Raw genomic sequence first — 12,159 nt, 5'->3', positions numbered from 1 at the left:
GCGAGCCCTCGCTACGGAATGGGTCAGAGCAGGAAAATCGTCGCCAACCCCAGGAAGATAAAGAAACCGCCACTGTCGGTCATGGCCGTAATCATTACACTGGCTCCCATGGCGGGATCGCGGCCCAACCGGGCCAGCGTCATGGGAATCAAGACGCCCATCAAGGCCGCCAACAGCAGATTGAGCGTCATTGCGGCAGTCATCACGACGCCCAGCGACCAGCTGCCATAAAGCAGATACGCCACCACGCCGATTACACCTCCCCATAGCACGCCATTGATCAATGCCACGGCCAGTTCCTTGCGCATCAGGCGCGACGTATTACCCGTACTGACCTGGTCCAGCGCCATGGCGCGCACAATCATGGTGATGGTCTGGTTGCCGGAGTTGCCTCCGATACCAGCCACGATGGGCATCAACGCCGCCAATGCCACCAGCTTCTCGATGGAGCCCTCGAACAAACCGATGACCCGGGACGCGACAAATGCCGTGATCAGGTTGATCGCCAGCCACGCCCAACGGTTGCGCAGGGATTTCCAGACCGAGGCGAAGATGTCTTCCTCTTCCCGCAGACCGGCCATGCTGAGGACTTCGTTTTCACTCTCTTCACGAATGAGGTCGACCATTTCATCGATGGTCAGACGGCCGATCAACTTGCCGTTCTTATCGACCACCGGCGCGGAAATCAAGTCATAACGTTCGAACGCCTGGGCCGCATCGTAGGCGTCTTCGTCCGGCTGGAAACTCACCGGGTCGCTGGCCATGACCTCGGCCACCTGCTTTTCCGGATCGTTGACGAGCAACCGCTTGATCGGCAACACCCCTTTGAGCACACCGTCATAATCGACGACAAACAACTTATCGGTGTGACCCGGCAGCTCTTTGAGGCGGCGCAGGTAGCGCAACACCACTTCAAGGCTGACATCCTCACGGATCGTCACCATCTCGAAGTCCATCAGCGCACCGACCTGCTCCTCATCATAGGACAGCGCCGAACGTACCCGCTCACGCTGCTGGGCATCGAGGGATTCCATCAACTCGTGGACAACGTCCCGCGGCAGTTCGGGGGCAAGGTCCGCCAGTTCGTCGGCGTCCATTTCCTTGGCGGCCGCCAGCAGCTCGTGATCATCCATGTCGGCGATCAGGGTTTCGCGAACCGAGTCGGACACTTCGAGCAGGATGTCACCGTCGCGATCGGCCTGGACCAGTTGCCAGACTGTCAGACGCTCTTCCAGCGGCAAGGCTTCGAGGATGTAGGCGACGTCGGCGGAGTGCAGGTCATCGAGCTTGCGTTGCAGCTCGACGAGGTTCTGCCGGTGAACCAGGTTCTCGACCCGGTCGTGATGCGGACCTTCCTGACGATGCGTCAGGTCTTCGACGACCCGCTGGCGATGCAGCAGCTCAACGACTTGAGCGAGACGGTCCTGAAGGCTTTCCTGTGTTTTCTTTACTTCTACTTCGGTCATAGGCGAACTCCACTCCCAGCAGTGGGCACGCCGGAAGGATCAATCGGTCAATTCATGATTGGTAAAACGCGGTATTGAGTAACTACTGGGTAAGTCCATGGAGATATTCCAAAGCCCCGGCGGGGCTGACGGGCGCAATCATACACCGCTTGGCGTTTTAAAACGTTAAAAAATCATGGCAAGAACAAGCGCTTGCGAGAGAAACCTGAACATAGGCTGAACCATGGAACTACGACGACTCATTCTGAAAAGAAAACACACCCCTGAGTAAAAATGCAGCGGCTACCCTGAAGTCAATCAGCCAGTCACGAACCTGCTCCCACAGGTTGGCCGGCTTAGCGACTCCCCCATCTTTCTACGTCAAGGACGACGCTCGAATGCTGGCCAACCGTTATTTACCGCTGCTCGCCACCCTGTGCTGCTCGCCTTCGTGGGCCGCCGAACACATCGTTCATCGCTGCGAAGACCGCACGGGGCATATCACCTTTACCACCATGAGCTGCGGACCGGGGGAAGACTTGTCGTTGCAACGAGTCCACCCCTATAGCCCGGGCAGTATCGAGTCGACTACCGAATCAATGCTGCCCGAAGCCGAGCACCGGCAAACGTCAGGCAACAAGATCACGCGCAGGGAACCGACCGTGGTCGGCCAGTTCGAAGACCGCTGCGGGAATCAGATCAGCGCCAGGCAGCGCCGCGAAGCAATCATGGACAAACGGATTATCACCGGGATGAGCCAGCAGGATGTGCAGAGCGCCTTGGGCAAACCCGACTCGATCAAGATCCGCAATGCGAGCACCCGGTACACCTACAAAGCGAAGAAAGGCCGCAGCGCCGAGATTGTGTTCGATGAGAATGGATGCGTGAAAGGCAAATCGTAGATAGCAAAAAGCCCGCGTTAAACGCGGGCTTTTTGTTGTATGGTGCACTCGACAGGATTCGAACCTGTGACCGCTCGGTTCGTAGCCGAGTACTCTATCCAGCTGAGCTACGAGTGCAGGTTTGTGGTTTTATACCAGATCACAACTGGTTGAAGCCAAGTTATTTGCATTACTGCAAACGACTCTTAAATGGTGCACTCGACAGGATTCGAACCTGTGACCGCTCGGTTCGTAGCCGAGTACTCTATCCAGCTGAGCTACGAGTGCATTTGTTGCCGCGCATTATAGGTCGTCAAATCGTTTTGTAAAGCGCTTTTTCCAGTAATTTCAATAACTTACCGAACAAGCCAAATTCAACGCACTACATGAATAATGGCGGAGAACGGGGGATTCGAACCCCCGACACCCTTTTGAGGTGTACTCCCTTAGCAGGGGAGCGCCTTCGGCCACTCGGCCAGCTCTCCGCAACACGGGGCGTATATTAACCACCTTCCTCCCCGTTTGCAAACATAAAAATCGATAAAAATTAATGGCTTGGTTCGTCGTCCTTCTCTTTCTTGATACGCAGGTAAATTTCCTCTCGGTGCACCGCAACCTCTTTCGGGGCGTTGACGCCGATACGAACCTGGTTTCCTTTGACGCCGAGCACGGTCACGGTGATTTCGCCATCGCCAATAATCAGGCTCTCCGCGCACCGACGAGTCAGAATCAACATACCTTTCTCCTCACGCAATTCAGTTCAGGGACAACAGTCTGCAAAAAAAGGGCATTGGGCCTACAACCGAAACGGTCGCTGCCTACAGGCCTAAGTATTGACCAGCGCGGGCAAAAGAACAGTTTTGAAACGCGCCATTCAAAAAACAAAGGGCGCGGCCAAGCCGCGCCCTCTTGAACAACGTCTTACTCGCCCTGGCGGGCGGCTGCATCAAGTTCGAAGGCCGTATGCAGGGCGCGCACGGCCAGTTCCAGGTATTTCTCTTCGATCACCACGGAAACCTTGATTTCCGAGGTCGAGATCATCTGGATGTTGATGCTTTCCTTGGCCAGGGATTCGAACATCCGGCTGGCCACGCCTGCGTGGGAGCGCATGCCGACGCCGACGATTGAGACCTTGGCGATCTTGGTGTCACCCACGACTTCCCGGGCACCGATTTCGGAGGCAGTTTTCTTCAGGACGGCTTCAGCGGCCTGGTAGTCGTTGCGGTGTACGGTGAAGGTGAAGTCGGTGGTGTTATCGTGCGAAACATTCTGCACGATCATGTCGACTTCGATGTTCGCGGCACTGATCGGGCCGAGAATCTTGAACGCCACGCCGGGGGTGTCTGGCACGCCACGGATGGTCAGCTTGGCTTCATCGCGGTTGAAGGCGATGCCGGAAATGATCGGCTGTTCCATGGATTCCTCTTCATCGATAGTAATGAGGGTGCCCGGACCCTCTTTGAAGCTGTGCAGGACGCGCAGCGGAACGTTGTACTTGCCGGCGAATTCGACCGCCCGGATCTGCAGCACTTTCGAGCCGAGGCTGGCCATTTCCAGCATCTCTTCGAAGGTGATCTTGTCCAGGCGCTGAGCCACGGGAACCACCCGTGGATCAGTGGTGTAGACACCGTCCACGTCGGTGTAGATCTGGCACTCGTCAGCCTTGAGGGCCGCCGCCAGCGCAACGCCGGTAGTGTCCGAGCCGCCACGGCCGAGGGTGGTGATGTTGCCGTGTTCGTCCACACCCTGGAAACCGGCGACCACCACGACGCGACCGGCTTTCAGGTCGCCGCGAATCTTCTGGTCGTCGATCTGCAGGATACGCGCCTTGTTGTGCGCGCTGTCCGTCAGGATACGAACCTGGTTGCCGGTGTACGATACCGCCGGTACACCACGCTTGATCAGCGCCATGGCCAGCAAGGCGATGGTCACCTGCTCGCCAGTGGAAACGATCACGTCCAGTTCGCGGGGAACCGGCTGCTGTTCGCCGCTGATTTGCTTGGCCAGATCGATCAGACGGTTGGTTTCGCCGCTCATTGCCGACAGCACAACCACCAGGTCATCGCCCGCATCACGGAATTTCTTAACCTTGTCGGCGACTTGTTCGATTCTCTCGACAGTGCCGACCGAGGTGCCTCCAAATTTCTGTACGATCAAAGCCATTTCAAAGCCGCCTCTGCCCGTGAAGGGCGCCCAATAGTTACTACGGCGGTCGGGCCCGCGACTAGACCGCGAGCCCGAAGCACCGCCTTAAATACCCTGCTCTACAAATGCAACGGTCTGGGCCAGTGCCGCGTCCAGCGCGCCGGCATCGGTACCGCCGCCTTGCGCCATGTCCGGACGACCACCGCCCTTGCCGCCCACTGCCGCAGCGGCCTGCTTCATCAAATCACCGGCTTTGAGTTGGCCGGTCAGGTCCTTGGTCACGCCTGCGACGAGAACGACCTTTTCCTCATGGACACTGCCGAGCAGGATCACTGCGCGGCCGAGTTTGTTTTTCAGTTGATCGACCAGCGCCAGCAGCGACTTGCCATCCTGTCCATCCAGGCGCGCGGCCAGGACCTTCACGCCCTTGACATCCACGGCCTGGGCCGACAGATCGTCACCCGCAGCACTGGCGGCCTTGGCCTGTAGCTGCTCCAGCTGTTTTTCCAGCAGGCGGTTGCGCTCCAGCACAGCCGACAGCTTGTCGATCAGGTTGTCACGACTGCCCTTGATCAGGCTCGCCGCTTCCTTGAGTTGTTCTTCGGCGGCGTTGAGGTACGCCAGCGCGGCAGCGCCGGTGACCGCTTCGATACGCCGTACGCCCGACGCCACGCCTCCCTCGCTGATGATCTTCATCAGGCCGATGTCGCCGGTCCGGTTGGCATGAATACCACCGCACAGCTCCACGGAGAAATCACCCATGCTCAGCACGCGCACGCTGTCGCCGTACTTCTCGCCGAACAACGCCATCGCGCCTTTCTTCTTGGCGGTGTCGATGTCGGTTTCTTCGGTTTCCACCGGGGAGTTCTTGCGAATCTCGGCGTTGACGATGTCCTCCAGTGCCTTGAGCTGCTCAGGCTTGATGGCTTCGAAGTGGCTGAAGTCGAAGCGCAGGCGCTGACTGTCTACCAACGAGCCTTTCTGCTGAACGTGCTCACCCAGCACCTGGCGCAACGCTGCGTGCAGCAGGTGCGTGGCGGAGTGATTCAACGACGTGGCGTGACGCACCTCGGCATCGACGTGGGCTGCCACCGGGGCGGCGACCATCAGACTGCCCGAGGCCAGCACGCCGTGGTGCAGGAATGCGCCACCGGTCTTGGTGGTGTCCCGCACGTCGAAACGCGAGTTGCCGGCCTGCAGGTAGCCGCTATCGCCGATCTGGCCGCCGGACTCGGCATAGAACGGCGTCGTGTCCAGCACGATCACGCCTTCCTGGCCTTCGCTCAAGATGTCGACCGATTGCCCATCCTTATAGATGGCAACGATCTTGGCCGAGCCGGTGGTGCCCGCGTAGCCGGTGAATTCGGTGGCCACATCGACCTTGACCAGGCTGTTGTAGTCCATGCCAAAGGCGCTGGCGGAGCGTGCGCGTTCCCGCTGGGCTTCCATCTCGCGCTCGAAACCTTTCTCATCCAGGGTCAGGTTACGCTCACGGGCGATGTCGCCGGTCAGGTCCATTGGGAAGCCATAGGTGTCGTACAACTTGAACACCACGTCGCCCGGAACCACGTTGCCCTTGAGCTCTGCCAGGTCCTGCTCGAGGATTTTCAGGCCTTGTTCCAGGGTCTTGGCGAATTGTTCTTCTTCCGCCTTGAGCACGCGCTCGATGTGCGCCTGCTGGGATTTGAGTTCCGGGAAGGCATCGCCCATCTCGGCCACCAGGGCCGCGACGATCTGATAGAAGAAGCTGCCCTTGGCGCCCAGCTTGTTGCCGTGGCGGCAGGCGCGACGGATGATCCGGCGCAGCACATAGCCACGACCTTCGTTGGATGGCAGCACGCCATCGGCGACCAGGAAGCCGCAGGAGCGGATGTGGTCGGCGACCACTTTCAGCGATGCCTGGTTGTCGTTGGTGCAACCGATGGCCTGAGCCGAAGCGCTCAGCAGGCTTTGGAACAGGTCGATTTCATAGTTGGAGTGAACGTGCTGCAAGACCGCACTGATCCGCTCCAGGCCCATGCCGGTATCCACCGATGGCGCCGGCAGCGGATGCAACACGCCGTCGGCGGTGCGATTGAACTGCATGAACACGTTGTTCCAGATCTCGATGTAGCGATCGCCATCCTCTTCCGGCGAACCGGGTGGGCCGCCCCAGATGTCGGCGCCGTGATCGTAGAAGATTTCGGTGCAAGGGCCGCACGGGCCGGTGTCGCCCATGGTCCAGAAGTTGTCGGAGGCGTAAGGCGCGCCCTTGTTGTCGCCGATACGCACCATGCGCTCAGGCGGGACACCGACCTCTTTGGTCCAGATGTCATAGGCCTCGTCATCGGTGGCGTAGACCGTGACCCAGAGCTTTTCCTTGGGCAGGTTCAGCCACTTTTCGGAGGTCAGGAAGGTCCAGGCAAAGGTGATGGCGTCGCGCTTGAAATAGTCGCCGAAGCTGAAGTTACCCAGCATTTCGAAGAAGGTGTGGTGACGAGCGGTATAGCCGACGTTTTCCAGGTCGTTGTGCTTGCCGCCGGCACGCACGCACTTCTGGCTGCTCACCGCACGGGTGTAGGCACGTTTTTCCTGGCCCAGGAAGCAGTCCTTGAACTGGTTCATCCCCGCGTTGGTGAACAGCAGGGTCGGGTCGTTGCCCGGAATCAAAGAGCTGGAGGCTACTCGGGTGTGGCCTTGCTCTTCGAAGAAGCGAAGGAAGGCTTCACGGATTTCTGCGCTTTTCATTAGGTTCTTCCACGGAGGCTGCGGCCAAAGGCCTGTGCAAACGTCGACAGACGAAGCAACGGCAAAGGGCCGCATTATATCGGCCCTGCGCTTGGGGTACAGCGTGTTATGCGATAGAAACTGTCAATTGGGCCACCTGGGCGATCAGTTGCCGGAAAATTCGACGAAAGTGGCAACCACTTGGTCGATTTGCCCGGCGCTGACGTCCATATGCGTCACCATCCGCAAACGTGACGCCGCGCTGAGCCGGATACCACGCTCAGCGGCAAACGCCTTGATCGCCTCGGCCCGCTCGCCCATCTGCACATAGACCATATTGGTCTGCACCGGCTCTACCTCGTAGCCCGCCCCACGCAAACCGTCGGCCAACCGCTGGGCATTGGCGTGGTCATCGGCCAGGCGCGGGACTTGATGATCCAGCGCATACAGCCCCGCCGCCGCCAGGATCCCGGCCTGGCGCATGCCGCCGCCGACCATCTTGCGCAGACGCCGGGCCTTGCCGATCAGCTCGTCGGTGCCGCATAGCACCGAGCCCACCGGGGCGCCGAGGCCTTTGGACAGGCACACCGAGACAGAGTCGAAATGCCGGGTAATCTCCCGGGCATCGACGTTGAGCTTCACAGCGGCGTTATAGAGCCGCGCGCCGTCCAGGTGCAGGGCCAGTCCATGCTCCTGGGTGAAACGCCGGGCACGGGCCAGGTAATCCAGCGGCAGGACCTTGCCCTGCATGGTATTTTCCAAAGCCAACAGGCGGGTGCGAGCGAAGTGGAAGTCGTCGGGCTTGATGGCTGACGCCACCTGCGCCAGATCCAGGGAGCCGTCCGCCTGCACTTCAAGGGGCTGGGGCTGGATCGAACCGAGCACCGCCGCCCCACCCCCTTCGTATTTATAGGTGTGGGCCTGCTGGCCGACGATGTATTCATCACCGCGCTCGCAATGGGCCATCAACCCCAGCAGGTTACTCATGGTGCCACTGGGCACGAACAACCCCGCAGCGAAGCCCAGGCGTCCGGCCAGTTCGGCTTCCAGGCGGTTGACCGTCGGATCCTCGCCATACACATCGTCGCCGGTAGGCGCGCTGGCCATGGCATCCAGCATGGCGGCGGAAGGTTGGGTGACCGTGTCGCTGCGAAGATCGATAACGCTCATGAATCTGGCCTCGGGTTCAGGTGGGGGAATTCCCTTTCGGAGGACCATTAAATGTGTTGGCGCCATCGCGAGCAAGCTTTGCTCCCACCGCTCGCTCCCACAAAGGTTATGTGTTAAAAATCCTACGCCGCACACGACATGGCGGCATAACGTTCTCAGGGCGGGGTGCAATTCCCCACCGGCGGTAATTGCACTATGTGCATAGCCCGCGAGCGCTTGGCGATGCACGGCTTTTGGTGGTGCAGCGGCAAGGTCAGCAGACCCGGTGTGATTCCGGGGCCGACGGTCATAGTCCGGATGAAGAGAGAACGGGATTGGCACCCAAGGGCCGCCTGCGACCGTCTGTTCGCGGCGTACCCTCGAATCCCCTTCGATTCATGACGCCCTGTTTTTCAAACAAACAGGAACCAGAACATGCAACCCACCGCAATCGACAGCAAGACCAAACACCATCCAGGCGAGCGCATTGCGTTCATCCAGGCTTGCTGGCACAAGGAAATCGTCGACCAGAGCCGCAAAGGCTTTGTCGCTGAGATGATCAACCAGGGTTATCAGGAGAGCGATATCGACTTCTTCGAAGTCGGCGGCGCCTTCGAAATCCCGCTGCATGCCAAGCTGCTGGCCAAGTCAGGCCGCTACGCCGGCGTCGTCGCCGCCGGTCTGGTGGTGGATGGCGGCATCTATCGCCACGAGTTCGTCGCCCAGTCGGTGATCAGCGGCCTGATGCAGGTCCAGTTGGAAACCGAAGTGCCGGTGTTCTCGGTCGTGCTCACGCCGCATCACTTCCATGCCGGGGAGGAGCATCAGAAATTCTTCTTCGAGCATTTCGTGCACAAGGGCCAGGAAGCGGCGAAGACCTGTGCCGATACGTTGCACAAGACCAGGGCGTTGCGTCGCACTGAGCAGCGGGCGGTCGCGGTCTGACGCTAGACGCAAATCCCCTGTGGGAGCGGGCTTGCTCGCGATAGCGGTGGGTCAGTCGACATCAATGCAGCCTGACCCGACGCCATCGCGAGCAAGCTTTGCTCCCACGGCTCGCTCCCACATTCTGGAATTCGTTGTCTCAGGCCAGGTTTTCGTCGGTCGCCGGCACAATCAGAATCCCGGCCCGCAAGCCGTTCTTGACCTTGGGGTTCGGGAAAATGATCCGGGCACCCTCTTCTTCGATGACCCAGCGGGTCTGGGCAATGTCTTCGGCCAGGACGTAGCCTTTTTCCAGTTCAGAGAAGTTCTCGATGTCCGCTGGCAGGTTCAGGCGAAAGCTGTCGCTGTGCTTGATGATTTCCCGCGCCACGCTGAACAGCTGGAGCCCGTCCAGGCCCTCGTCCTCCTCGGGCTCGTCGCCTTCGATGATCTGCTTCAGGCGGGCCTCCAGCAGGCTGACGTTGACGCCGTCGTTTTGCCCGAACGGTCTGGCCTTGCCCAGCTCCAGGGTAAAGGACTCGGCGCCGAGCTGATCATAGGTGTAGGCGCTGAACACGATGGAAGGCTTGTTTTGCAGCAGTACCGCTTCCATGCCGGCGGCGCGCAGACGGGCCAGCTCGCGACGTGAATGCTGTCGCCCTTCCTTCCATGGATACAGGGCAAACTGTTCGATCTTCGAACCGCGAATGGCAGTGTGCAGGTCGTAGTGCAGGCGACTGCGCTCCGGCTTATTGAAGAAACTGGCCGCCAGCCGCTCCAGCTCGCAAGCCCGCAACGCCTCGGGCCCGCCACTCAGTTCATGACGGCCATTGAACAGCCGGTTGACGTCCTGATCGACGAAGCGCTCGCCGCGGCGGATGGCCTCGGGGTTGCCGAACAGGAACAGAATACGGGCCCGTGGCTTCAGGTCGCCACGGGCGATGTCGTGCAGCAGGCGGTCGAGCAATTCGATCGGCGCGGTTTCGTTCCCGTGGATACCGGCCGACAGCAGTAAATCCAGGCCGTTATCCCGGGCTTCGGGCGGCTTGACCTCCAGCGCGCCCTCGCTCAACCAGCGCATCCGTACGCCTTCGACAGTCAGTTGAGTCTTCTCCGCCGGTTCACGGCCGGCGAGGGTCAGTTCAAGCAGTTTGCCGAGGGCGAGCATAGCGCGGTTTCCTTAGTGGTCGTGGCCGCAATCCGGGCCATGGACATGGTCATCGTCGCCGAGGTCGGCCGGTTCCATTTCCAGTTGCAGACTGACCAGGTTGGTGGCCAATGGGCGCAACAACAGGTTGGCGTATTCCTCGTCCCCCTCCTCCACGTCCACGCCGATCAGCAACTGACCGCGGCCATCCTGCTGGATCCACAACTCCTTGCCCTGCCACATCACCGCGACGCGGGTGCAGGAAGTTTGCAGCTGGGTGCCGTCGGTGTCTTCAAGAATCAGTTGCAGGGAATCACTCATGTTTTACGTTCTCGTTCGGGGATAAGACCACGCGCCCTGCCTTGACTGTAGTCAGGTCGCGCGCGCTTTCAATTGATCTGGAATGGATAAACCGCGCCCAGTTTAAGTATTTGTGTCAGTTCATCCAGCGCCGACCGGCATTCGAGCAACAATTGCGGGTCCGCCAGATCGCTCTCGGTCAAGCGGTCGCGGTAATGACGCTCGACCCACCGGGTCAGCGAATCGTACAACGACGCGGTCATGATAACCCCTGGATTGACGGCCGCCAGTTCGGTTTCGTTGAGCGCCACGCGCAACCTCAGGCAAGCAGGGCCGCCGCCGTTCTGCATGCTCTGCTTGAGGTCGAAGACTTTCACTTCGCGGATGACCCCGCCAGAGCTCGTCAGGCCTTGCAGGTATTGCCAGACGCGCGCATTGCTGCGGCACTCTTCCGGTACGATCAAGAGCATCGAGCCGTCGGGACGCGACAGCAACTGGCTATTGAACAGGTAGGAACGAACCGCATCGTCGACGGTAACCGCGGAACGCGGTACGCAGACGGATTGAAATTTCCCACCGACGTTGGCGAGTTTACTGTTCAGCTCAGCCAGCATCCTTTCGGTCTCGAGGAACGCGTCCTCGTGATAGAACAGCACCTCGCCGTTGCCTACCGCGATCACATCGTTATGGAACACACCCTGATCGATCACGAACGGGTTCTGCTGAGCGTATACCACGCCCTCGTCCCGCAAGCCGTGCAGGCGTGCGACGGCGCGGGACGCCTCGAGGGTCTGGCGCGCCGGGTACTTTTGCGGCGCCGGGTAACGGGTATCGAAGGCACTGCGTCCGAACACGAAGAACTCGACCCCGGCCTCGCCGTAGCTCCGGCAGAAACGGGTGTGGTTGGCCGCGCCTTCGTCGCCGAATTGCGCCACCGCCGGCAATGCGGCGTGATGGGCGAAGTGCTGCTGATCGGCGAACATCGCCCCCAGGACGCGACTGGTGGTCGGGTGCTCGATGCTGCGGTGGTATTTGCAGTTGAGGTTGGCGGCAGTGAAATGCACGCGGCCGTCGGCGGTGTCGGCGCTCGGGCTGACCGTGGCGGCGTTCGCCACCCACATGCTGGAAGCCGAGCAACTGGCGACCAGCAGCGGCATCGCTTCTTTCGCCGCCTGCTGGATGACCTGGGCGTCGCTGCCGGCAAAGCCAAGCCGACGCAGGGCTGCTACGTCGGGGCGCTCCTGGGGCGCCAGCACCCCTTGCTGGAAGCCCATGTCCATCAGCGCTTTCATTTTCGCCAGGCCCTGCAACGCCGCTTCCTTGGGGTTGGAGGACTGCTGGCTATTGCTCTGGGACGCGACGTTGCCGTACGAGAGCCCGCCGTAGTTATGGGTCGGCCCCACTAGACCGTCAAAGTTGACTTCAAAGGATTTCATCAGCGAGGCTCCACGAGAATCTGTTT

General features: G+C 60.2%; 10 protein-coding genes, 3 tRNA genes and 1 riboswitch. Of the genes, 2 read left to right on the top strand and 11 right to left on the bottom strand.

Annotation, left to right across the window (positions count from 1 at the left end; translation table 11 throughout):
• Positions 1-23: 23 nt before the first annotated feature.
• A complete protein-coding gene (mgtE, locus tag AD666_RS02620) occupies positions 24-1,466 on the bottom strand; it encodes a magnesium transporter (protein WP_053147250.1) in 1,443 nt (480 codons plus the stop codon).
• 377 nt (positions 1,467-1,843) lie between these two features.
• Between mgtE and AD666_RS02615 the strand changes: the two genes are divergently transcribed.
• Entirely contained in the window at positions 1,844-2,347 is a 504-nt protein-coding gene (locus tag AD666_RS02615; RefSeq protein ID WP_053147248.1) for a cell envelope protein SmpA, read from the top strand.
• A 40-nt stretch (positions 2,348-2,387) separates the two neighbouring features.
• Here the strand turns inward: AD666_RS02615 and AD666_RS02610 are convergent.
• From AD666_RS02610 to ltaE, 7 genes are all read right to left on the bottom strand, one after another.
• Positions 2,388-2,464, bottom strand: a tRNA-Arg gene (locus AD666_RS02610).
• Positions 2,465-2,537: 73 nt separating this feature from the next.
• Positions 2,538-2,614 (bottom strand) — tRNA-Arg (locus AD666_RS02605).
• 106 nt (positions 2,615-2,720) lie between these two features.
• A tRNA-Ser gene (locus AD666_RS02600) sits at positions 2,721-2,811 on the bottom strand.
• Between the two features lie 62 nt (positions 2,812-2,873).
• Positions 2,874-3,062: a carbon storage regulator CsrA gene (gene csrA / locus AD666_RS02595; protein WP_003178872.1), complete on the bottom strand. Its 189-nt coding sequence runs from the start codon at positions 3,060-3,062 to the stop codon at positions 2,874-2,876.
• Positions 3,063-3,247: 185 nt separating this feature from the next.
• Positions 3,248-4,489, bottom strand: coding sequence for an aspartate kinase (locus tag AD666_RS02590; RefSeq protein ID WP_053147246.1), 1,242 nt, complete (start codon positions 4,487-4,489; stop codon positions 3,248-3,250).
• A gap of 87 nt (positions 4,490-4,576) precedes the next feature.
• Entirely contained in the window at positions 4,577-7,198 is a 2,622-nt protein-coding gene (gene alaS, locus AD666_RS02585; RefSeq protein WP_053147244.1) for an alanine--tRNA ligase, read from the bottom strand.
• A gap of 144 nt (positions 7,199-7,342) precedes the next feature.
• Positions 7,343-8,347 carry a low-specificity L-threonine aldolase gene (gene ltaE, locus AD666_RS02580; RefSeq protein ID WP_053147242.1) on the bottom strand — a complete coding sequence of 335 codons (1,005 nt, stop codon included), beginning with the start codon at positions 8,345-8,347 and terminating at the stop codon, positions 7,343-7,345.
• A gap of 147 nt (positions 8,348-8,494) precedes the next feature.
• Positions 8,495-8,661, top strand: a riboswitch (FMN riboswitch).
• 100 nt (positions 8,662-8,761) lie between these two features.
• On the opposite strand from ltaE, the gene AD666_RS02575 reads away from it, so the two are divergent.
• On the top strand, positions 8,762-9,271 hold the full coding sequence (locus AD666_RS02575; protein WP_053147240.1) for a 6,7-dimethyl-8-ribityllumazine synthase: 510 nt from the start codon (positions 8,762-8,764) through the stop codon (positions 9,269-9,271).
• Positions 9,272-9,410: 139 nt separating this feature from the next.
• Here the strand turns inward: AD666_RS02575 and astE are convergent, their stop codons facing one another.
• From astE to astB, 3 genes are all read right to left on the bottom strand, one after another.
• Positions 9,411-10,418 (bottom strand): succinylglutamate desuccinylase, encoded by a 1,008-nt coding sequence (gene astE, locus AD666_RS02570; RefSeq protein WP_053147238.1) that lies wholly within the window; start codon positions 10,416-10,418, stop codon positions 9,411-9,413.
• Positions 10,419-10,430: 12 nt separating this feature from the next.
• A complete protein-coding gene (locus tag AD666_RS02565) occupies positions 10,431-10,718 on the bottom strand; it encodes a hypothetical protein (RefSeq protein WP_053147236.1) in 288 nt (95 codons plus the stop codon).
• Between the two features lie 68 nt (positions 10,719-10,786).
• The gene (gene astB, locus AD666_RS02560; protein ID WP_053147233.1) at positions 10,787-12,133 is read right to left on the bottom strand and encodes an N-succinylarginine dihydrolase; all 1,347 of its coding nucleotides are present in this window, start codon (positions 12,131-12,133) and stop codon (positions 10,787-10,789) included.
• Positions 12,134-12,159: the final 26 nt, after the last annotated feature.

It is taken from the genome of Pseudomonas sp. Pf153, assembly GCF_001269775.1.
GTDB lineage: Bacteria > Pseudomonadota > Gammaproteobacteria > Pseudomonadales > Pseudomonadaceae > Aquipseudomonas > Aquipseudomonas uvaldensis.
The sequence above is the reverse complement of the archived record's forward strand: the minus strand, read 5'-3'. Positions and strand labels throughout refer to the sequence as shown.